19 protein-coding genes are annotated in these 22202 nt (G+C 41.7%); 17 read left to right on the forward strand and 2 right to left on the reverse strand.

What is annotated here, in order from left to right:
* Window positions 1-63: 63 nt before the first annotated feature.
* Entirely contained in the window at window positions 64-1167 is a 1104-nt protein-coding gene (locus BANA01_RS17725; protein WP_063254178.1) for a CdaR family transcriptional regulator, read from the reverse strand.
* A gap of 86 nt (window positions 1168-1253) precedes the next feature.
* Here BANA01_RS17725 and BANA01_RS17730 point away from each other — a divergent pair, with 86 nt between their 5' ends.
* The 17 genes from BANA01_RS17730 (at window position 1254) to BANA01_RS29600 (ending at window position 21208) form a co-directional block, all read left to right on the forward strand.
* A complete protein-coding gene (locus BANA01_RS17730) occupies window positions 1254-2117 on the forward strand; it encodes a Cof-type HAD-IIB family hydrolase (RefSeq protein WP_063254179.1) in 864 nt (287 codons plus the stop codon).
* 785 nt (window positions 2118-2902) lie between these two features.
* Window positions 2903-3808 carry an N-acetylmuramic acid 6-phosphate etherase gene (murQ, locus tag BANA01_RS17735; protein ID WP_063254180.1) on the forward strand — a complete coding sequence of 302 codons (906 nt, stop codon included), beginning with the start codon at window positions 2903-2905 and terminating at the stop codon, window positions 3806-3808.
* A 23-nt stretch (window positions 3809-3831) separates the two neighbouring features.
* A complete protein-coding gene (locus BANA01_RS17740) occupies window positions 3832-4689 on the forward strand; it encodes a MurR/RpiR family transcriptional regulator (protein ID WP_063254181.1) in 858 nt (285 codons plus the stop codon).
* A 100-nt stretch (window positions 4690-4789) separates the two neighbouring features.
* Window positions 4790-6151: a PTS transporter subunit EIIC gene (locus BANA01_RS17745; protein ID WP_063254182.1), complete on the forward strand. Its 1362-nt coding sequence runs from the start codon at window positions 4790-4792 to the stop codon at window positions 6149-6151.
* Window positions 6148-7155: a MupG family TIM beta-alpha barrel fold protein gene (locus tag BANA01_RS17750; RefSeq protein ID WP_063254183.1), complete on the forward strand. Its 1008-nt coding sequence runs from the start codon at window positions 6148-6150 to the stop codon at window positions 7153-7155. Before BANA01_RS17745 ends, BANA01_RS17750 begins: the two co-directional genes overlap by 4 nt.
* 435 nt (window positions 7156-7590) lie before the next feature.
* Entirely contained in the window at window positions 7591-9903 is a 2313-nt protein-coding gene (locus BANA01_RS17755) for a glycoside hydrolase family 84 protein (RefSeq protein WP_063254184.1), read from the forward strand.
* 179 nt (window positions 9904-10082) lie between these two features.
* Window positions 10083-12029 carry a BglG family transcription antiterminator gene (locus BANA01_RS17760; RefSeq protein ID WP_063254185.1) on the forward strand — a complete coding sequence of 649 codons (1947 nt, stop codon included), beginning with the start codon at window positions 10083-10085 and terminating at the stop codon, window positions 12027-12029.
* 156 nt (window positions 12030-12185) lie between these two features.
* Window positions 12186-12500: a PTS lactose/cellobiose transporter subunit IIA gene (locus BANA01_RS17765; protein WP_063254186.1), complete on the forward strand. Its 315-nt coding sequence runs from the start codon at window positions 12186-12188 to the stop codon at window positions 12498-12500.
* 6 nt (window positions 12501-12506) lie between these two features.
* A complete protein-coding gene (locus BANA01_RS17770; protein ID WP_063254187.1) occupies window positions 12507-13463 on the forward strand; it encodes a glycosylasparaginase in 957 nt (318 codons plus the stop codon).
* A 51-nt stretch (window positions 13464-13514) separates the two neighbouring features.
* Window positions 13515-14861 (forward strand): PTS sugar transporter subunit IIC, encoded by a 1347-nt coding sequence (locus BANA01_RS17775; RefSeq protein ID WP_063254188.1) that lies wholly within the window; start codon window positions 13515-13517, stop codon window positions 14859-14861.
* Entirely contained in the window at window positions 14858-15595 is a 738-nt protein-coding gene (locus BANA01_RS17780) for a copper homeostasis protein CutC (RefSeq protein ID WP_082799578.1), read from the forward strand. Before BANA01_RS17775 ends, BANA01_RS17780 begins: the two co-directional genes overlap by 4 nt.
* 12 nt (window positions 15596-15607) lie before the next feature.
* Window positions 15608-15913, forward strand: a complete 306-nt coding sequence (locus BANA01_RS17785) for a PTS sugar transporter subunit IIB (protein ID WP_063254189.1) — start codon at window positions 15608-15610, stop codon at window positions 15911-15913.
* Between the two features lie 455 nt (window positions 15914-16368).
* On the forward strand, window positions 16369-17169 hold the full coding sequence (locus BANA01_RS17790) for a MurR/RpiR family transcriptional regulator (RefSeq protein WP_063254190.1): 801 nt from the start codon (window positions 16369-16371) through the stop codon (window positions 17167-17169).
* Window positions 17170-17305: 136 nt separating this feature from the next.
* Window positions 17306-18886, forward strand: coding sequence for a PTS transporter subunit EIIC (locus BANA01_RS17795; protein WP_063254191.1), 1581 nt, complete (start codon window positions 17306-17308; stop codon window positions 18884-18886).
* On the forward strand, window positions 18873-20228 hold the full coding sequence (locus BANA01_RS17800; protein ID WP_063254192.1) for a 6-phospho-alpha-glucosidase: 1356 nt from the start codon (window positions 18873-18875) through the stop codon (window positions 20226-20228). The genes BANA01_RS17795 and BANA01_RS17800 overlap by 14 nt, the downstream gene beginning before the upstream one ends.
* A gap of 183 nt (window positions 20229-20411) precedes the next feature.
* Window positions 20412-20879 (forward strand): hypothetical protein, encoded by a 468-nt coding sequence (locus BANA01_RS17805; RefSeq protein WP_063254193.1) that lies wholly within the window; start codon window positions 20412-20414, stop codon window positions 20877-20879.
* A 173-nt stretch (window positions 20880-21052) separates the two neighbouring features.
* Window positions 21053-21208: a hypothetical protein gene (locus tag BANA01_RS29600; RefSeq protein ID WP_157411823.1), complete on the forward strand. Its 156-nt coding sequence runs from the start codon at window positions 21053-21055 to the stop codon at window positions 21206-21208.
* A gap of 70 nt (window positions 21209-21278) precedes the next feature.
* Here the strand turns inward: BANA01_RS29600 and BANA01_RS17810 are convergent, their stop codons facing one another.
* Window positions 21279-22196 carry an aldo/keto reductase gene (locus BANA01_RS17810; protein ID WP_063254194.1) on the reverse strand — a complete coding sequence of 306 codons (918 nt, stop codon included), beginning with the start codon at window positions 22194-22196 and terminating at the stop codon, window positions 21279-21281.
* Window positions 22197-22202: the final 6 nt, after the last annotated feature.

Raw genomic sequence — 22202 nt, forward strand, 5'->3', positions numbered from 1 at the left:
ACAGGCATAAGCCTGCTATGGAGAAACATCCAAAAAATAAATATTTTTTTGTTCAATTTCTGGTTATTCATCCAAAAATAATACAGCAAGATACAAACAAAACAAATCATGAATACGGTTTGGATTTAGATGTGTTAGATCCTCGATTTTCTTCAAACGATAATGAAGGGTGTTGATATGAATATGTAGGACCTGAGCTGTGTTTTTCAATGAATGATTTTGTTTAAATAGTTCCACTAAAGTTTCCAGGAGTTCTTTTTCTGTTAACAGTGGTGCAATGCTCCGTTGAATGTATTCAGCTTTAATTTCTGACGTAAGTTCGCCTGTTACCATTTCAAGGATTAATTCCTCATCAAAAATAATGCCTCTGTTCCGTCTAGCCAGTTTCAACGCTCGTTCTGCCTGAGCGTAGGAATGGTGCAGGTTGGACGAAGCTGCACATTGACCAACGCCCGCATAGGCGGATATCTCAAAGCTATTTTTCATCAATCGAAGAAATTGTTCCAGCCGATGTTTAATGGACGGAGGTTGAACAGGGGCGGAACAGTCAATTAACACAATGATTCGTTCATTTCCTGACCTTGTTACGACATCGTTTTTATTTTGAGAAAAGGAATTCAAAATAGAAGACCACATATCTCTTGATAGTGGTTGCGCTCTTTGTTCCAACTCGATAATCACTGCGGTACGGCTAAGTTCAAGATTGACGGTCAGCGCTCGAGCCCGCTCAAGCAAGTGTGAACTTGGTTCTTTTGCCTGGAGCCATTCGAGGACAAAGGTTTCCATCGCACGTGAATGATAGTCAAACTGTTCACCATAATAGTTTTCGCTGATTAACAGCTCGGTCATTTTACGGATGATTTCGCCAAAGGGGGTAACCTTTTCAGGGTCACCGGTAATGCCAATCACGCCAATGACATCATGCTGAAAGAAGATCGGGAGATTAATTCCGGACTTTACCCCTTTTAATTGTGGGGTGTCTTTTTCTGTGATAATCAGCTTTTTCTTCTGCTGTGAAGTAAGTAATGCTCCTTCATGGAAGGTACCAATTCGGTCTTGGTTTGTGCTGGCCATGATCAAGCCATCCGTGTTCACAACAATGATCTCTTCAGATATTAGTCTCTGGACTTCCCTGACAATTTTTTCTGCAAGTTCTGGTTGAAGCATGTTCAGCACCACCTGCCATTGATTAAAATGATATTTTAATAAATACTATAAGCGTAATGAAAAAATAGTGCAAAGGGGAGAGCAAGTTGGCATATAAATTATTAGCAACAGATTTGGACGGAACATTATTAAATGATTATAGAGAAATTGATAGAGAAAACATTCAAGCGATCCATGAGTTTCGTGAAAAAGGAGGAAGAGTGGTAATTTGCAGCGGCCGTTCACCCCTTTCAACAAGGTGGATTGCTAACACCATTGGTCTAAAAGGAGAACCGATTATTGCTTATAATGGGGCGATCATTCTTGATGAAAATGGCGGGATCAGTGAGCAAGCAGTTTTCGAGCATGACCACTTGCTGCATTTCTGGGAATTATGTGAGGGGGAAGGCTTTTACGCTCATTTTTATGAAGGAGATACATTGCTCGTTCCAAAAGAAACGAAATGGAATAAGAACTGGATTGAAAATAATATTCCTACGCTTGAAAAAACGGGTGGAAAAGCAGCGGACCTAGAAAATTTTCGCGGGCAATGCCAAGTGAAAATTGTGGATGATTTTTATCGATACATGAAGTCTAATCAACCAGATATCACGAAAATTGCCGTTTTTGATGAAGAGGGAAGACTTGCTGATTTTTCAAAGGTAATCGGTGAAAAGGTCGGGGGTATGGAAGTTAGCAGCAGTCTCAATTTTTTAAATTTGGAGATATCACCATCAGGAGTCAGTAAAGCTTCCTCACTGTTAAAGTTAAGTGAGAAATACGACATCCCCCTCTACCAGATGGCTGCGATTGGAGATAATTATAATGATTCTCTGATGCTGAAAGCTGCGGGACTGGGAATCGCGATGGGAAATGCACCAGATAAAGTGAAGGCGCTGGCAGATCAAGTGACCGGAAGTAATCAGGAAGCCGGGGTAGCACAGGCAATTCGACGTTATTTATTAGAATAGTTTTGGAAAATTTCATTGTTGATTATTCGTACAACGGTATAAAGGATGATGAAAGACAAATCAGGAGAGCCCCCAGTAAGATTAGTCCTTCATATTGCTGATGAAAGACAAATCAGGAAGGAACTTTGTGAGATTAGTCCTTCATGAGCGTGATGAAAGACAAATCAGGAAGGAACTCAGTGAGATTCGTCCTTCATAAGCGTGATGAAAGACAAATCAGGAAGGTTCTTAGAGAGATTGGTCCTTCATAAGCGTGATGAAAGACAAATCAGGAGAGATCTCAGTGAGATTAGTCCTTCATGAGCGTGATGAAGGACAAATCAGGAGAGTTCTCAGTGGGATTCGTCCTTCATGAGCGTGATGAAAGACAAATCAGGAGAGATCTCAGTGAGATTAGTCCTTCATGAGCGTGATGAAGGACAAATCAGGAGAGTTCTTAGAGAGATTGGTCCTTCATAAGCATGATGAAAGACAAATCAGGAGAGATAACAGTGAGATTCGTCCTTCATAAGCATGATGAAAGACAAATCAGGAAAGTTCACAGTGAGATTCGTCCTTCATAAGCGTGATGAGGGACAAATCAGGAGAGATCTCATTGTGTTTAGTCCTTAATAAGGATTTCCTTATGACAAAAATCAACATCTGTCTTTAACAGGGCCTTTAAAATAGATTTTGAAATGTCATTTTAAAATTTTAATAAAATTATTGAATTAATATTTCAGTAGAGGTATAATAAGGGTACGGAAATCGCTTACACCTAGAAAAACAAACAGGAGGATAAGGAAATGATCGAAGAAAATCTCGAATTATTAACGACCGAGTCCCGAAATCAAGAAACCATGCAGATTGATACGGCCGAGGCCATCGATATATTACGAATCATGAACGAACAAGATCAATTGGTAGCACTGGCTGTTAAAGAAGTTTTACCTGAAGTAGAAGCAGCGGTTCAGTTTGTATTTGAGTCCTTTAAAAACGGCGGCCGCCTGATTTATTTAGGTGCCGGTACGAGTGGAAGATTAGGTGTACTGGACGCTGTTGAATGTCCGCCAACCTTCAGCACCGAACCTGAAATGGTTGTTGGTTTGATGGCCGGAGGAGAAGGCGCCTTTTTGAAAGCCGTGGAAGGAGCCGAGGATGACCTTGAACTTGGTGTTCATGACTTAAAGCAGTTGGAACTGACTGAAAACGACACAGTAATCGGGATTGCTGCAAGCGGACGTACACCATATGTCATTGGCGCCCTTCGCTATGCACGCAGCATTGGAGCAAAAACTGTCGCACTTTCGTGTAATAAAAATGCTGCAATTAGTAAAGAAGCCGACCAAGCGATTGAAGTTATTGTCGGTCCAGAAGTTTTAACTGGTTCAACCCGTTTGAAATCAGGCACAGCCCATAAAATGATTCTGAATATGATTTCTACATCAGCGATGATTCTTTTAGGAAAAGCCTATGAAAATTTAATGGTTGATGTAAAAGTGAGCAACTTAAAGTTAAAAGAACGCGCGATTGGAATTATCCGCAAAGTGACGGGTGTTTCCTATGATGTGGCGCTGGAGACGTTAGAAACATCAGGTCTCCAAGTTAAAACAGCCATTGTCATGATTATGACGGAATCAACAAAACAGGAAGCAGAAGAATTATTAAAAGCAGCGAATGGATATGTAAAAATCGCAATCCAGAAAAAATGATAGGTTGAAAAGGTGGTATGAGTGTGGCAGCAGGCGGATTAAAAATGCTTCAAAATATGCTGGATCAGCTTCCGGCTTCCGAGCGAAAAATTGCACAATACATTCTTGAAAATCCAAGAAGTATCTTAAACAGTACCGTTAATGATATCGGGACCCAGGCAAAAACCAGTGGTGCTGCAGTCATTCGCTTATGCAAGTCACTTGGATTAAATGGTTTTCAAGATTTAAAGGTAAGAATTGCTGGAGATTTAGTGAAGCCTGTAGCAGAACAAGGGTATCGTGACATTGAACCAGGTGAATCGTATTATTCTATCGTTCAAAAGACAACCAGCAATAGTATTCAAAGCATCCGCGATTCTGAGGAAATTATCAATTATGAAGAATTGGAGCGTGCGGTTCAAACGCTCCTCCCTGCTCAGAATGTCCATTTTTTCGGAATTGGCGCTTCTAATATTATTGCCAAGGACGCGCAGCAGAAGTTCTTGAGGATTCAAAAAAATGCAACCGCTTTTACGGATACGCATCTTGTTGCGACATTGATTGCGAATGCGAGTAAGGATGATGTGGTGTTTGCTATTTCTCATTCTGGTGAAACCGCTGAGGTGGTGAAAGTGATGGCGCTGGCGAAAGAGCGCGGTGTGAAGACGATTAGTCTGACCAAATACGGACAGTCTTCGGTTGCTTCTTTAGCAGATATTAAACTGTTTACCTCTTATTCTGGGGAAGCAGCTTTCCGAAGTGCCGCAACATCGTCACGTCTTGCTCAGCTATACATGATGGATATTTTGTTTTTATCCATGGCAACGGTTCAGTATGAGCAAACGATTCAAGCCATTGACCAAACAAGAGAAGCAATTCGTTTTATCAAAGAAGGGAACTAACCTTACGGGGGGTGATGTGAACACTATTTACACCTTGAACGAATGGGGAAATAGATTCACGTTTCAAAGATAAAAATACAACAGAGAGTAGGGGAAATTCATGGCTGGAGAAAACAAAATATTAGCTGAACAGATCCTTGAACAATTAGGCGGCTCTTCGAACATTGGCAACTATACACATTGTATGACAAGACTTCGCGTTACACCGAAGGATGAGTCTATTGTCAATAAGGCAGCGCTTAAGAAGATAGACGGAGTTATGGGAGTGGTAGAGGAAGAAACCCTTCAAATCATTCTTGGACCTGGAAAAGTAAATAAAGTAACAGAAGAGTTTGGTAAGTTGATAGACGCGGATGGCGGTATCAATTTAAAGGAGAAGGCAGCGAGCACAAAAGCTGAAATTAACAAGAAGAATGCAACACCGTTTAAAATGTTTCTACGTAAAATCGCAGGAATTTTCATTCCATTAATCCCAGCACTTGTTGCGTCAGGATTAATTACAGGGATCACAAAAGCGATTATCCAAGCTGGATGGTTAGCAGGTGATTCTCAGCTTGCAACGATTCTTTCTGTCATTGGCGGCGGATTATTTGGTTATCTTGGAATTTTAGTTGGTACCAATGCAGCAAAAGAATTTGGCGGTTCACCAGCACTTGGTGCGATTGCAGGTATCTTAATTATCAACCCAGCTGTAGCAGGTATTCATTTGTTTGGCGAAGATTTACTTCCTGGACGCGGTGGTTTAATAGGAGTTCTGTTTGCTGCTATCTTTATCGCTTTAGTCGAAAAACGAGTGCGTAAGTTTGTTCCAACAAGTCTTGATCTATTCGTTACACCAACTGTGGCTTTATTGGTTACTGGTATTGTTACTTATCTTGTTTTTATGCCGCTTGGTGGATTTGTTTCAGATATTATCACAAAAGGGTTAACTTCCTTACTTGATATGGGTGGTGTTGTAGCAGGTTTCGTTCTAGGTGCAACGTTCCTTCCACTGGTTGTAACTGGTTTACACCAAGGTTTAACACCGATCCACTTAGAGTTAATTAACACAATCGGTGATGACCCGCTTCTTCCAATCTTAGCCATGGGTGGAGCAGGGCAAGTAGGTGCTGCTTTTGCCATCTACGTAAAAACAAAGAAAACTCGCTTAAAAAGAGCGATTGGCGGCGGTCTGCCAGCAGGTATTCTTGGTATCGGCGAGCCATTAATTTTCGGTGTAACCCTTCCTTTAGGTCGTCCGTTCTTAACAGCATGTTTAGGTGCTGGTGTCGGCGGGGCGTTCCAAGCAGCGTTTGGTATCGCAACGGTTGCAATTGGGGTATCTGGTTTACCACTTGCGTTCCTAGTTGTTACTGGCCAAGTTCTCCTTTATTTAGTAGGGGTATTAATTGCCTATGCAGCAGGATTCTTGTTCACGTATTTATTCGGTTTCAAAGATGAGATGGCTGGTGAATTTGATTGATCGGCATTTCCTTCTATTTAAATGATCCTTTAGCAGAAGAACGAATTGCAATGGCTGGAAAAATGGGTGTGAAGCGGGCGTTTACCTCGCTTCACATTCCGGAAGAATCTGGTGATTTAGCAGGTCGTGCCATGACACTACTTCAGTGTGCCAAGGACGCGGGGATAGAAGTGTATGCAGATGTATCGTTAAAAACACCTGGACACTTAGGTTTAGATAGCTTGTTTGCGTTAAAATCACTTGGGGTCAGCGGACTTAGATTGGATGACTTTTTTGAGAACGAGTTGATTTTGAAGCTGGCTGCTGAATTTAAGTTAGCTCTGAATGCTAGCATTTTATTTGAGGATGATATTCGTGCACTGCTTGATGGCGGTCTAAAAGCAGATCAGCTTTTGGCATGGCATAATTTCTATCCAAGAGTTGAGACAGGATTGTCCGACTGGTTTTTTGAAAAGCAAAATGAACTATTTGGGAAGTATGGAATCCCGGTAAGTGCCTATATTCCAGGTGATGGGGAAAAACGCGGTCCGTTATTTGAAGGGCTGCCAACACTAGAAGAGCACCGCGAAATGGATCCGTTTTTGGCGGCACTAGAGTTAGCTCATTTTGGAGTAGAAGATATCTATATCGGTGATCCAGAGGTTAGCGCGACTCTTCTTAAAAGGCTAATAGACTTTCATGAAAATAATCATGTAGCTATACGTATTGAAGGTTTTCAAGAAGGGGAGTTTAAACTCCGTCCAGATTTTGCCCGTGATGTTTTACGGTTGATGGATACTAGAAGTGTAGATCCTATCGCGCAAGAAAATACTTCTGAGCGTATTGTTGGAAGTATAACAAGAGATAACGACCTCTATGGACGATACCGCGGTGAGGTTCAAATTACACTTTGTGACCTTCCAGCGGATGATCGGGTGAATGTGGTGGGAAGAGTTGTTGAGGAAGATATCGTGCTTCTGTCCTACCTCAAACCTGGACAAAAGATAAAATTCATCCATGTATAAAGGGAACTGCTTCATTTTGAACTGACCCAATAAAGTAGATAAATACTTTTATTCAACTTAAAAGACCTGAGTTCGGTATTCCACCGGACTCAGGTTTTTTGATTTCGCCCTCATTTCTTACCATTTCGAACAATATGAAAAATGTCCTACCTTAATTATTGAAAACGATTTCAAAGATAGGTTTTTAGACTCTATGAACCAAATTGACGTATTGGATATAATATCCATTATAGGAACGAATATCAAAATCGCATGTTACTGACTTGATCAGGCAGGGCGGCACTTGGTAATGGGGTTTTCCCGTTGCTGTGTGTTGTCCTGCCTTTTTCTGTGTCAAGGCTATGGGTAGGCTTCTGAATCCTTGAGAGCCTGATCATCTTGGAACCTGAGGTTCGTCCCTGATTGTTTAAAATGATAATAGAAGAGGTGGTTACGTTGGCAAAAAGTAAAGCGATAAAGGCCGTTGTTTCAGCTTGTATAGTATCTGGGTTATTGGTTCCGTTTGATAGTCAACATATCGGGAAAGCGCAGGGTAGTAAAAGCTATGAATTGACGGTATCGCCCATCCCGAAATCGTTAGAACAAACAAATAATGGATTTCCTTTGAACCCAAAAGTCGCATTGGTGACAGAAGAAGGAACCGATTCTGCTGCGATTAATGAATTGAAGCAAGCCCTAAAAAAAGCGGGTGTAACCAACATTGTGGAAAGTGGTATGAAAGACCCTAAACTCCAGGCACCTGTCATCATTTGGCTAGGGGAGTTCACTAAGCCTGATGAACAAAAAATCATCCAGGAGCACACGGGTCTCGAGGACTTAGAGATGACGAAAAAGGAAGGGTATATTGTTGCTTCCAAGTACGGGACTCACGATAAGAAACATATTGTTATCTCCGGTCATGATGAGGAAGGTACCTATTATGGTACACAAACGTTCAAACAAATTATTGTCGAGCGGAAAGGAAATGACTGGATTCCTGAGGTGGAAATTAAGGACTGGCCAACAATGCCGATCAGAGGCTCGATTGAAGGTTTTTATGGTGCGCCGTGGTCCCATGAAGACCGCTTGCGTCAGTTAGAATTTTACGGCGAGCATAAGATGAATAGCTATATTTATGCCCCAAAGGATGACCCATACCACCGCGAAAAATGGAAAGAGCCGTATCCGGCGGAGAAGTTAGCGGAGATTGCACAACTCGTCCAGACAGCTCACGATAACCATGTCGATTTTACCTTTGCGATTTCGCCAGGGAATACCATTACATATTCCAGTGAGGGTGACCTACAGGCTTTAATGGATAAGGCACAAGCAATGTGGGATATCGGTGTAAGATCGTTTGCTTTATTCCTCGATGATATTGACCCTAGCCTTCGTTCACCAGAAGACAGGGCGATGTTTGGCAGCGATCGAAACCCGCCGGCAGCGGCACAAGCGTATCTATTAAATCGGTTCAATGAAGAATTTATTCAAAAACACGAAGGGGCAGAGCGTTTGATCACGGTGCCGACCGATTATTATCAGGCGGGCACTACTCCTTACCGAGAACGATTTGCGGATCTGGTTCAGCCTGACATCATTGTTCAATGGACAGGAATTGGTGTTGTTGCTCCTACGATTACCTCGGAGGATGCCGATAAAATCCATGGAATTTTTAAACACGATTTACTAATTTGGGATAACTATCCGGTCAATGATTTTGACCGAAACCGCTTGTTCCTTGCACCGCTGACCGGCCGGGATTCGGATTTAACACCAGAACATGGGGTGATTGGCTTAACGGCCAACCCGATGAATGAGGCCGAGGCTTCGAAAATCCCATTGTTTACAGTTGCTGATTATACGTGGAATCCTGAAGCCTATGATCCAGCAGACTCGTTAAAGCGGAGCCTGATGGAATTTGCTCCAGCGGCTTATGAACCTTTAAATCTTCTAGTGGAAGCCTCGTATGCTACGAGTCTCAATAGCAACCAGGAGCCGATTTCAGAAAGATTAAAGCCGTTGATTCAGGAATTTTGGTCCTCTGAGGAAGCCGGGGACAGTCAGGGAGTTTCAGAAGCTGGCACTGCTCTGTTAAAAGAATTCAAAAAGTTGAAGGAAGCTCCCAGCCAGCTGCACAATCAGGTCAATAATCCGAACTTCTTGAAAGAGGTGGCTGGATATTTAAACAAACTGGAGCTAATTGGACAAACGGGTGAAGCAGCCGTTAACATGGTGCTGGCTCAACAGAGCGGGAATGAGGCAGAGGCTGCTGCAGCAAGATTGGTCCTGCAGCAATCGATGACAGCGATGGACAAAATCCCTCAGAAGTTGAGTATTGGCGTGGTTCCGACGTTCCTTGACCGTGCGCTTAACGGGAAGAATTTAGCGGAAGGAAAACAGGTGACTGCTTCTTCGAGTGAAGTCGACTGGCTGACACCGAACCTTGCTGTAGACGGCAACAATAATACCAGATGGGCCTCCTTGTACACCGATAATCAGTGGATTACTGTTGACTTAGGGCAGGTGTATTCCATTGATAAAGTGAAATTAAACTGGGAAGCGGCTTATGGAAAACAATATAAAATTCAGGTATCAACCGACGGCAGCCAGTGGACAGATGTATACACAGAGCTAAACAGCAACGGAGGAATCGACGAAATTCAGTTCCCGGCAATCGACGCCCGATATGTTAAAATGCAGGGCATTAAACGTGCTGGCGGCTGGGGCTACTCATTGTACGAAATCAGCGTTTTTGAAACACAAAATTAAGAGAAGGAACATCTCTAAATACGCGAAAAAGCCCAACTAGCTTAATCTACTAGTTGGGCCTTTTCGCGCACAAAACTACCAATTGACCACTTTAAACTGTCCCTGTGGAATGCCTATGGTTCTGATATAATAGATGAAAAATGGTTACGACAACGCGGTTTATCTGGAGGTCACCCTAAATGGATAATTTTCATCCCCGTCAACGAACGATTATAAAAATGCTCTATGAAAAGAAGGCAGTGATGAAAGGAGGAGAGTTGGCTGCTGAGCTAGGGGTATCGGATCGGACGGTACGAAACGATATCGCCTATATTAATTCCGTAGTAAATACGGACCTAATCGTGTCTCAAAATAAAAAAGGCTATCATTTATCGGATTACGTTAAAGCCAGTGAGATTGTTGCTTATGAAGGAGAAGGGATTCCTGTTCTTCCTGAAGAGCGGATCAACTATATCTTGAAACACCTCCTCTTTCGGAACAGGGAGCTAGATCTATATGAACTTTCGGAAATGCTTCTGGTCAGTGAAGCAACAATTGAAAATGATATGAAGGAAATTAAGAAGCTGATTTCTGAAAACAACCGGGACCTAAGACTAACAAGGAAGGTAGCAGCCATCACGTTAGCAGGAAGCGAAAAGGATAAACGAGCGCTATTTAGTGAGCTACTATTTAAGGAAACGAACAGAAACTTTTTTAATATTTTCAAATATGAACGGTACTTTCATCACCTCGATTTAAATCTTATTCAAAGAAAGCTGATGCAGGCTGTAGCGAAATATCGTATTCATCTTAATGAAATGGCTGTGGTCAATCTCGTCATCCATATCGCGATCACCATTGACCGGATTAAAAGTGAAAATATCCTTGATATGGAAGAGGAATTGGACAAGGTATTGGAAATGCGGGAATATAAAATGGCTGAAGAGCTTTGCGGCCAGTTAGAGGATGATTTTGGAGTCAGGTTCCCTCGAGGAGATATCATCTATATTTCCTACCTTATCCTAGGGAAAAGCATTATTAAAAATAAATATAAGAAGAAAATTGAACTTGAGGGGATGATCGACCCCCAAATAGCAAGTCTTACGGAGACGCTGATTGCTTCGATCAACAGGGAATTCGGAATCAGCTTTGAAGAGGACGATAACCTCTTTATCGGATTATGTCTACATACTAAAAGACTGATGGATAGAATCACCAGCCATGTTCTGTTACGTAACCCCTTGCTGGATGAACTGAAAATAAAATATCCGTTTATCTTTGAACTTGCTGTTTTTGTTTCGAAGGAATTTTACAAAATAACGGGACACGTCATTAAGGAAGATGAGATTGGATTTATTGCCCTCCACCTCGGAGCAGCCTTTGATAGTCTCAATGGAAACCTGATCATCAAACGGAAAATTGCTCTTATTTGCCCGACGGGATACACCACAAGCGAGTTGTTGAAGTCAAAACTGCATTCCGTGTATCAAGACAAGATTGAAGTCCTTGGAACGTTTTCCTTTATGGAGTTGAATAAGCTGAGGGAGCAGGAGCCGGACCTCATCCTTTCTACCGTAAAATTTGATTATGAACTGGACTTTAAGGTGATAGAGGTATCGCCATTTCTTGATCTGAACGATATTGAAAAAATAAATCAACATTTATATCTATCAGGACAGGATATCGGAAAATCTCGGTTTTTGAATGATGTGAACGATTTTTTTAGAAAAGATCTTTTCTTTAAGGGCATGACGTGTAAGGATGAATGGGATGTGATTGAATATCTGGGGAATCAGCTCTCTACAAAGGGGTATACGCCAGAGGAATATGTCCATCTCGTGATTGAAAGGGAGAAGATTTCTTCTACGTCCTTTGGAAATCTTCTTGCGATTCCGCATCCGATTGTGATGAATTCATATGAAACGGTCATTGCAGCGGCCATCCTGCAAAAGCCTATGCTGTGGGGGAAAAACAAGGTTCAGCTTGTGTTTATGTTTGCCCTTAAGGAAGCGGACAGAAAGAAATTAAACGAACTTTATAAGCATATTATTGAAATTGTTGAAAAACCGGAGGGGGTACAGTACCTAATCAAATCTAGAAATTTTGACGACTTTATCTCGCGGATTTTAACCTATGATGCAATTTAGTCCCGGCTTCGGCTGGGATTTTTTTTGCATTTTCGCTTCCGTACTGCCCACCATAGACTTTTTCCTCTTTGTTAGGAAAATGTTTATTGGAGACAGAACATGATAGAAAACTATAATACAACTTAAGTAAGATTTTACAACAAGGAGGTGAAGCTAGTGCAAGAGGTCGAACAAACTGCATTTGAGATTATCGGATCGGCAGGGGATGCTTTATCGATGATGATGAGTGCTCTACAGTATGCACGAGAAGGGAAGTTTCAAGAAGCAGATAATCTAATGAACGAAGCAAACACGTCACTAGCAAAGGCACATAATGCCCAAACGAGTTTGATAGTGGAGGAATCAAGAGGGAATAAATCAGAATACTCCATCATTATGGTTCATGCGCAGGATCATTTAATGAATGCCCTGCTGAGTCAAACATTAATCGGTGAAATGCTTCATTTGTATAAAAGATTAGAGGAGAAATAAGGAGGGATGAAGGTGAAGTGGGGGATTATTGCAACCTGGCGTATGGCCAAAGAAGGCGTGGAAGCGGCTAGTGATCTGCTTAAGGAAGGCGGAAGTTCTGGTGACGCAGTGGAGATAGCTGTAGGAATGGTAGAGGATTATCCCCTTTATAAATCGGTGGGCTATGGCGGACTTCCAAATGAAAATGGCGAGGTTGAACTTGATGCCGCGTTCATGGATGGCGATACCCTTTCAATCGGTGCCGTTGCTGGGATAAGGGACTACAAAAATCCAGTGTCCATCGCAAGACGACTGAGTAAAGATCGATTTAATAGCTTCCTAGTTGGAAATGGTGCCGAGGAATATGCTCATAAGAATGGTTTTGAGAGAAGGAATATGCTGACGGACAGGGCAAGAAAGCTTTGGGAAAAACGAGTCAAAGAGATTCGCGAGAAAAACCTGAGCCCTTACGATGGTCATGATACGGTTGGGATGGTTTCCGTTGATTCCAAGGGACAGATGGCATCCGCCACATCCACAAGCGGATTGTTTATGAAAAAACGAGGAAGAGTGGGGGATTCCCCATTATCAGGATCAGGATTCTACGTTGACAGCAACATAGGCGGAGCATCGGCAACCGGGCTTGGCGAAGATCTGATGAAGGGCTGTGTATCCTATGAAGTGGTCCGTTTAATGAAAGAGGGCGTGCCTCCTCAGACCGCTGCTGAGCGTGTGGTGTATCAGTTTACCCGATATCTGACAGAGAAAAGCGGAAAAGCAGGAGCCATGTCAGTGATTGCCATGAACAACCGTGGTGAGTGGGGAGTCGGCACCAATGTGGAGTTCTCCTTCGCCGCCGCCACCTCAGAGGAAATGCCAATGGTGTATGTGGCCTATCCGATAGGGGACAAAACCGTATATGAACCGGCATCGGAGGAATGGCTTGAAGCCTATACCAAGCGGATAACTAGTCCTGTTGAATAGAAATTTAGAGGGATTGTAGGTCCCTATATAGTATAAAAGGGGGTACAGTATATGGAAAAAATTCAAAGATTCCTTGAGACCAAGCTTTTGCCTGCTGCAACAAAGGTGGCTGGGCAAAGACATCTTGCTGCGATCAGAGACGGATTTATTTCGTTTATTCCATTTTTAATTATCGGTTCCATCTTTATCATTATTCAAGATTTCCCTGCACCAGGCTGGCAGGAGCTGCAGGTCAAACTCTTTGGGGAATTTTTCAATCAATTTATTATTCTTCCAAAGCGGGTAACCTATGATATCATGTCGATCTTTATTGTTGCGGCGATATCGTATAAACTCGCACAATCGTATAGAATCGATGCCTTCTCGTCTGCGATGTTATCGATTAGTGCCTTTATCCTGTTAACACCGATTACCACGACCATTGACATTGATGGGACGTCACATGTGGTGGAAAAGGTTATCACAGTTGGCGGCTGGTACGGTACGAATGGAATTATTGTAGCCATTATTACGGCTCTAGTGGCAACGGAAATGTTCAATTATTTTATAAAAAAAGGAATCATCATCAGGATGCCGGATGGTGTGCCGCCGGCAGTATCACGGGCATTCTCTGCACTTCTGCCGGGATTTGTCATCATTGTTGTGATGCTATTGGTCCGATTGTTATTCATGCAGACACCATACGAAAATATCCATGATTTTATCTACCAAGTGGTTTCACTGCCGATGCAGAGTTTGGTCGCGAATAATATTTTCGGTGCCATCGGGACGGTATTTGCCATCAGTCTTCTCTGGTGTTTGGGATTAAACGGCGGAACGATTGTAAATGGAATCATGAGACCATTTTGGGTACCGCTTCAGGACGAAAACCTGGCCGCAATCGAAGCGGGGAAAGTGGCACCTAATATCATTACAGAGCAGTTCTTTGATATGATCTGGATTGGCGGTGCAGGTGCAACACTTGCGGTAGTCTTGGTGCTTTTATACAAGTCAAAGTCAAAGCAGTACAAAGAGCTTGGAAAAATGTCACTGGCACCAGGTTTATTTAATATCAATGAGCCGATCATGTTTGGATTACCTGTAGTTCTAAATCCAGTCTTAATGCTTCCGTTACTGCTTGGACCGATTGTGATCACCATTATTAACTACAGCGCGATGGCTCTTGAAATTGTCGCCAGGCCGACAGGAGTAATCATCCCATGGACCACCCCACCTTTAATCCAAGGATTCCTGATCACTGGACATTGGTCAGGTGCTTTGCTTCAATTAGTCGATATCGTCATCGTCATGCTCATTTGGTTTCCGTTCATCGCCGTGATGGATAAGAAAAAGGTAGCTGAAGAAGCAGGTGTTCTGGAAAGCAAAAATACAAATGGAAAAATGGGCGTTTCGTCATGAGTGAGAAGAGTTCGGGGAAGGGTAAATGTGCACTTACGATCCCTGGGGACGGTGTAAAGATTGAGCTGATTGCATCTGCGATTGAGGATGCAAAGAAGATTGAAGCCTGTGGCGGCGACAGGATTGAGCTTGTTAGTGCTCTTTCTGAAGGCGGATTAACGCCGAGCTATGGACTCATGAAATCAGTGATTGAATCTGTGAACATCCCGGTCAATGTGATCATAAGACCGCATTCCCAATCCTTTGTTTATCGTGAGGAAGAGATTGAAATGATGAAACAAGACATTAGAATGGCCAAGGAACTTGGAGCCAATGGTGTCGTGATTGGCGCTCTTAATGAACAAAACCAAATATGTGAACTGAGCCTTAACAGACTCCTGGAAGCCGCTAAAGGATTAGAGGTTACCTTTCACCGAGCCATCGATGAACTGGAACATCCTGTGGAGGGAGTAAAGATTCTTTCAAACTATAAAAGCATAAATAGAATTCTGACATCAGGCGGGAAAGGCAGCTTGAGTAACAATAAGGAGATTATTCGAAATATGATTCTTCACTCCGATCACATCAAAATTTTGGTTGGAGGGGGCTTGAACTTTGAAAATGTAACCGAAATCATGCAAGGGACAAATGCCCCAGAATATCATTTCGGAACCGCAGTGAGGGTTGAACGTTCTCCTTTTAAGAATATAAGTGAGGACTTGCTGAAAAAACTCATTAAACTAGTAAAGAAATAGGAGGAACAAAAAATGAATATCATTTTAGTCTGCTTTGCAGGTATGTCAACAAGTATGCTGGTCAGCAAAATGGAGAAGGTCGCAGCGGAACGTGGGATTATTGCGAATATTACCGCTATGCCGGCAACAGAAATCTATGATGAACTAGATGGAGCAGATGTTGTACTATTAGGACCTCAGGCTCGTTATGCACTGGATAAAGTAAAAAGCGAGGCAGAACCCAAGGGCATTCCCGTTGCGGTTATTGATTCCATTCTTTATGGAACAATGAACGGTGGAGCGGTTTTGGACATGGCTCTAGAAATGGCAAAGAAATAAGATTATGAATCAATGAAAAACGGTCAAGCTTTGTGAGCTTGACCGTTTTGACGGTTTCTTTATTTATGGGCAGATTATTTTGGGGTAGTATTTCTTAATATAGGGGAATTGACGCACCCTATTATTCTTGTATAATAAATGGATGGGTTCTTACAACTAAAGCATTTATTACTAGCTAGAAGGTAAAAAGCGACAATCGTTTGGGCAAAAAGATTGTGGATAATACCGAAGAATCAATGTGCAAGGAAAAAATGTGAAAATACTTGCTATACATAAATAAAATGATTGGCACGATCTTACCAGTGGTGACAATCCTCGCAAATAAAGTATCATAATCCATCGAATCCTAATCCATAATCCGATTAGGATTCTTTTTTACGGGTGACGACACATTGTAATGGGAAAAGAACAAGGAGTTATACTAAGAAAAAATAATAAAGGGTTGAGGTTGTAATATGGAACAGTCAGAGAAGGTTTTTTTAGATTACATTCACGATAAGGACTTGAATCAATCAGATAAGGATATTCTGTCTTATTTAATTCAAAAGAAATTTGAAAACCAACAGCCAAGCATCCGCAAAGCGGCAGATGATCTTTTTGTTTCAACGACTTCGATTATTCGGGTTTGTAAAAAGCTCGGTTTTAGCGGATATAGTGAATTTATTTATAACTTAGGCTTAAAAGTAGTGAAAACGGCCGACTCTGAAAATCGGTCTGTGACTGGCATCCACGGACCCTTTGAGGAAGCCCTTCTAGAATTTGGTCAAAACTTTGAGCGCACTTTTCGTTCCATCGACGAAAAGGACATAGAAGATTTCTTATATGAAATTGAACGTAATAAGATGGTTTATTTCTACGGTGCCGGATTTTCCACTCTATTTTCCAACTATCTCGCAAAGAAACTTGAGTTATTTGGCTATTATGTTTCGAACGCATCTACAAGCGACAGCAGGGCGATTTTTTTCAATAATATTCAAAAGTATAATCTGCTGATTATCTTTTCGCGTTCAGGTGAAACCAGTAAAGTGATTGAAAAGGTTCAAATCGCAAAAGATAAAGGATTAAAAACTGTCCTTTTTACAGGCAATAGTAAGAGTACTACCGCACAGATGGCCGATATTGTTTTCTCCGTGCTTGATCCTACCATCGAGTCACAGCGGGAGTTTCAGGTTACCTCGTTTGAATCCAACATGTTTATGTTAATTGATATTATTCTTATATTGGCGGTTAAAAGAGGGATTATGAAGGAATATTAGCCCTTGTGTGTAACATGTTACGTTATTTGTTAACATGCTACAGAATCGCCTTATCCCCTTCCTGGACCGTAAAATCCAAGCTATACTGTGAAATGTAAATGATAGCGTTTACCCATAAAAGAAAGGAAGGCTGCAAATGAAACAAGTGATAAATGGTCTCCAATTATTTGGAAAATCTTTGTTTGCACCAATATTAATATTACCGATTATCGGTCTCTTCATTGCTTTTGGAAATGTATTTGGAAATGGGAACTTAGCACAATACATTCCATTCCTTGAAAATCCGGCTGTTCAAAATGTCGGAAAGTTTATCTCCTCTTCAGCTGTTTCAATATTACAGAACCTTGCATTGGTTTTTGCGGTTGGAATTCCAATCGGATTAGCGAAGAAGGATAAAGGCTATGCAGCCTTAACAGGACTTGTTACTTTTGTTATTTTTATTAATGCTATGCACCAGGTTTTAAAGCTTTCTGAGCGCTTAGTAGCTCCAGAAGCTATGCAGCTTTCAGGACAGGCAACCGTATTAAATGTCCAAGTGTTAGAAATGGGAGTTTTTGCAGGAATCTTAATCGGTGCGCTCGTCGGCGTACTGCACAATAAATATTGTGATACCGAGTTTAAAGGCGTTATGCAAATTTATTCTGGACATCGCTTTGTAGCGATTCTCGCGATTCCAAGTGCAATGATTTTAGGGGCATTGGCAGCAGAGTTTTGGCCGTTTGTGCAAAATGGTATTACCGCTTTAGCAACAGGAATTAGAAGCTTAGGCGATGTTGGTTTCTTAATTTATGGTTTCTTAGAGCGAATCCTGATTCCAACTGGACTTCATCACCTCGTATATACACCGTTCTTATATACAGAACTTGGCGGTACAGCGAATGTTGCCGGTGAAGTGGTTTACGGAGCAAGAAACATTTACTTTGCCGAAATGGCTGATCCAAGTGTGGCTGTTTTAAGCAGCACGGTAAACTGGGATGCCCGCGGCTTAGCGAAAATGTTTGGTTTAATGGGTGCCGCTTTAGCAATGTACGTAACAGCGGATAAAAAGAATAAGACAATGGCAAAAGCGATTCTTTTACCAGCGGCGTTTACTTCTTTCTTACTGGGTGTCACGGAGCCGCTTGAGTTTGCATTTCTATTCACTGCACCAATTCTGTTCTTTACACATGCTGTGTTAGCAGGAACAGGGATGATGTTATTGAACATCTTTGGTGTCCATGCGATTGGTGCCAATGGTGTGATTGACTTTTTACTGTATAACCTTCCATTAGGAACAACGAAGTCAAACTGGCCAATGTTTATTTTAGTAGGATTGATTATGTTTGCTGTTTACTTTGTGGTTTTCAGAACGTTAATTTTAAAAATGAACCTCAAAACTCCTGGACGTGAAGACGGAGTAGAGGCAGCTGCAGAAACAGCACCAGCTGATGCGAAAGTAAGCGCAGTTGCAGGGAAAAATGCTTCTCCACTTGGAGAAACGATTGTCACAGCACTTGGCGGAAGTGAAAATATTGAAAATGTTGATAACTGTTATACCCGTTTACGTCTTGTTTTGAAAGATCCAAATGCAGTAAATGAGCAGCTGCTAAAGGAAACAGGGTCTAAGGGTGTTATCAAGTCAGGAAACAATGTTCAAGTAGTTTATGGATTGAATGTGAAGTCTGTTCGAGACCAAGTCGATCAAAAATTAGGAGGACTTAACTATGAAAACATATAAATTAGCGATTGCAGGCGGCGGAAGCACGTATACACCTGGTATTGTAAGAAGCTTAATGGATAGATTAGAAGATTTACCGTTATCGGAAATCAGATTTTACGATATTGATGGAGAACGTCAATCAAAGGTAGTGGTAGCAGCGAAAGCAGTTATTGCTGAATATACAGATTCGATTAAAGTAATGGATACTACCGATCCTGAAACAGCGTTTGACGATGTAGACTTTGTGTTTGCACAAATGCGTGTTGGTAAATATGCGATGAGAGAGCTTGATGAAAAAATTCCGTTATCTCATGGTGTAGTAGGACAAGAAACATGCGGGCCTGGCGGTCTTGCGTACGGATTAAGAACGATTTTTCCAATGGTTGAATTGATTGATTTCGTTGAAAAATATGCAAAAGAATCTTGTTGGATTGTAAACTATTCAAACCCTGCTTCCATTGTAGCTGAAGGTGTCCGCAAGCTTCGTCCAAATGCAAAAGTGATTAATATTTGTGATATGCCGGTCGCAACGATGCGTAACATGGCGGGAATCCTTGGCGTTAATCGTGAAGACCTCGTAGTTGACTACTTTGGCTTAAATCACTTCGGCTGGTTCACAAAGGTTGAGGTGGATGGTGTTGACCGTCTTCCGGAATTACGTGAACACATCAGTAAGTGGGGTCTATTAACAGAAGATATTTCGAAAATTGATTATCGTCATGCAGATGCTTCTTGGATTAAAACGTTTAAAAATATTAAGCCAATTATGGATTTCTTCCCGGATTATATTCCAAATCCGTACTTGCAATATTATTTACTGCCAGACTACATTGTTGAGAATTCTAATAAAGAATATACTCGTGCCAATGAAGTTATGGATGGCCGTGAGCAGTCTTTATTTGAAACGGTTCGAAAGTTTGAAGAAACAGGTATTTTAGATGACGCGTTCCACGTTGGTGTTCATGGAATCTTTATCGTCGATGTAACTGTTTCTATCGCTCAAAATCTAGGAAAACGCTATTTAGTAATGGTAGAGAACAATGGTACCATTCCTAATCTGCCAGCGGACGCGATGATTGAAGTTCCTGCGTTAATTACAAACAAAGGTCCTGTACCTGAATATGTTGGAGAAATTCCATATTTCCATAAAGCAATGATTGATACTCAGTTGGCTTCTGAGAAAATTTTAGTAGAAGCGATCACGGAAGGTTCTTATGAAAAAGCACTACAAGCATTCACCCTTAATAAGACCATTCCATCTGCGATTGTTGCAAAACAAATTCTAGATGATTTAATTGAGGCTAATAAAGAATACTGGCCAACGCTTACTAAAAAGTATCAGGAAGGCGTATTGGTATAACCGATTTGGAAGAGGTGCACGCAGTTTAACTGCGTGCTTTTTTGTGCTTTTTTTGCTGGGAGGTTGTAGATTGTGCCCGTAAACAGAGGGCATCAAGAATAACGTAACAATAGGCATATGAAAATAAATCTACATGTCGGAAATTTCCTTTTTTGGGTAACTATATAGGTAGGAGTGATTTTTGTGGAAGAGTTGAACTATTTAAATCCAACCGAGCTGCTTGAGAAGATCTATAATACACTTTGTTCCGAGTATGAGGATGAAGCTCATTACGACAATGACCAGGACAAACAGGAAATAGAAGTAACAAAAAAGCGGTTAACCAAAAAGGTCTTTAACGAATTCGTTGTCGATGATGAGTATTTCTTAACCATGGATCCAAAAACATTTAAAGAACGCTATCATTTATTTGAAAAAGACCTCTTCAAATTGATCACTGGATGCAGCAAACATGGAGTTCCTTATGAAAAATTCCTTCAAATAATAGATGACCTACTGGCCTGCGCCAACTATCGATTAAACGCCTTCCAACAACTAGAAGAAGAAATCATAAGAATAAAAGCAGAAAAAGCGCAAGAAGAAGCAGAACCAGAAGAAGAAACCGCAGGCGGCGAAACAGAGGAAACAGAAGAAATAGAAGGAGAAGAATAGTATAAAGCATAGAAGAAAAAAATATACAGTGATGTATAAATGGTGCCTGTCACCACTCGTGGACACTGTCCACGGGTGGTGACAGGCACCAAATTGGGCACCAAACTGATTTTAAATTTGTCATATTGCTGGTTAATCTGGAAAGGCTAAGGAGAAAAGGAGGTTTGATTGGAATGAAGATGAAACGGTTATTGATGATGTTGCTTTTAGGCTTTTCTCTTTTCAACATAACTGGTTGTGGAAGGGATGAGCCGCCTGAAGAAGGGGAAAAGCTTGAGGATGTAGAGGAAGAGGATGAAATTGGTGATGGCGAGGTTGATGATGAATAGGGTTAAACCCTATCGTCAGCACACCACATAATAGAAGGAGTGCCCTAATTCGGCACTCCTTTGCTTTATCCTATGGCAGGATGTTTCCAGCGGCACGGTAGATTTCGTACCATTCTTCGCGTGTTAGATCGATTTCGCTTGCTTTACAACATTCCTTCAACCTGTCCACGTTCATTGTACCAATAACCGGCTGCATTTTGGCTGGATGGCGCAGCAGCCACGCAATCGCGATGGTGGTATTGCTCACTTCATACTTTGCGGCAATTTCATCGATTTTCTGATTTAATTCCGGAAACTTTTCATTGCCAAGGAACACACCCTCAAAGAAACCGTATTGGAAAGGTGACCACGGCTGGATGGTAATGTCGTTCAGTCTGCAAAAATCTAGCACACTGCCATCACGGCTGATCGCTGATTCATTCACCATGTTTACATTGATTCCATTTGAAATCATGTTGGCGTTCGTGATGCTCAATTGCAGCTGGTTTGCAACAATCGGCTGTTTCACATATTTCTGCAGCAGCTGAATTTGCATCGGGTTTTGGTTGGAAACTCCAAAGTGGCGTACTTTTCCTGAACGCTCAAGGATATCAAAAGCCTCTGCCACTTCCTCAGGCTCCATTAATGCATCCGGACGGTGCAAGAGCAATGTATCCAGGTATTCTGTATTCAGGCGTTTCAAAATGCCATCGACGGAATGTAAAATATGTTCCTTTGAAAAATCAAACATTCCCTTGCGAATACCACATTTAGATTGCAGGATGATTTTCTCACGAATATCCGCATTCATTTGGATTGCTTCTGCGAAGATCTCCTCAGATTTTCCATCTCCGTATATATCAGCATGGTCGAAGAAATTTGCCCCTTGTTCTAGAGCTGTTTGAATAAAGGTTTCAGCTTCCTTCGTTTCTAATGATTTCATGCGCATGCAGCCGACGGCTACTACAGGCACTTCTAATGAACTAGTTCCTAGTTTAATTGTTCTCATCATCGT

The sequence above is a fragment of the Neobacillus niacini NBRC 15566 genome (genome assembly GCF_001591505.1).
Lineage (GTDB): Bacteria > Bacillota > Bacilli > Bacillales > Cytobacillaceae > Neobacillus > Neobacillus niacini.

Excerpts from the sequence above, each read along its gene's own strand:
- BANA01_RS17785 (WP_063254189.1), top strand. The coding sequence starts at position 15,608 with ATGAATATCATTTTAGTCTGCTTTGCAGGTATGTCAACAAGTATGCTG.
- BANA01_RS17745 (WP_063254182.1), top strand. The coding sequence starts at position 4,790 with ATGGCTGGAGAAAACAAAATATTAGCTGAACAGATCCTTGAACAATTA.
- BANA01_RS17795 (WP_063254191.1), top strand. The coding sequence starts at position 17,306 with ATGAAACAAGTGATAAATGGTCTCCAATTATTTGGAAAATCTTTGTTT.
- BANA01_RS17790 (WP_063254190.1), top strand. The coding sequence starts at position 16,369 with ATGGAACAGTCAGAGAAGGTTTTTTTAGATTACATTCACGATAAGGAC.
- BANA01_RS17725 (WP_063254178.1), bottom strand. The coding sequence starts at position 1,167 with ATGCTTCAACCAGAACTTGCAGAAAAAATTGTCAGGGAAGTCCAGAGA.
- BANA01_RS29600 (WP_157411823.1), top strand. The coding sequence starts at position 21,053 with ATGAAGATGAAACGGTTATTGATGATGTTGCTTTTAGGCTTTTCTCTT.
- BANA01_RS17800 (WP_063254192.1), top strand. The coding sequence starts at position 18,873 with ATGAAAACATATAAATTAGCGATTGCAGGCGGCGGAAGCACGTATACA.
- murQ (WP_063254180.1), top strand. The coding sequence starts at position 2,903 with ATGATCGAAGAAAATCTCGAATTATTAACGACCGAGTCCCGAAATCAA.
- BANA01_RS17775 (WP_063254188.1), top strand. The coding sequence starts at position 13,515 with ATGGAAAAAATTCAAAGATTCCTTGAGACCAAGCTTTTGCCTGCTGCA.
- BANA01_RS17770 (WP_063254187.1), top strand. The coding sequence starts at position 12,507 with ATGAAGGTGAAGTGGGGGATTATTGCAACCTGGCGTATGGCCAAAGAA.
- BANA01_RS17760 (WP_063254185.1), top strand. The coding sequence starts at position 10,083 with ATGGATAATTTTCATCCCCGTCAACGAACGATTATAAAAATGCTCTAT.
- BANA01_RS17780 (WP_082799578.1), top strand. The coding sequence starts at position 14,858 with ATGAGTGAGAAGAGTTCGGGGAAGGGTAAATGTGCACTTACGATCCCT.
- BANA01_RS17810 (WP_063254194.1), bottom strand. The coding sequence starts at position 22,196 with ATGAGAACAATTAAACTAGGAACTAGTTCATTAGAAGTGCCTGTAGTA.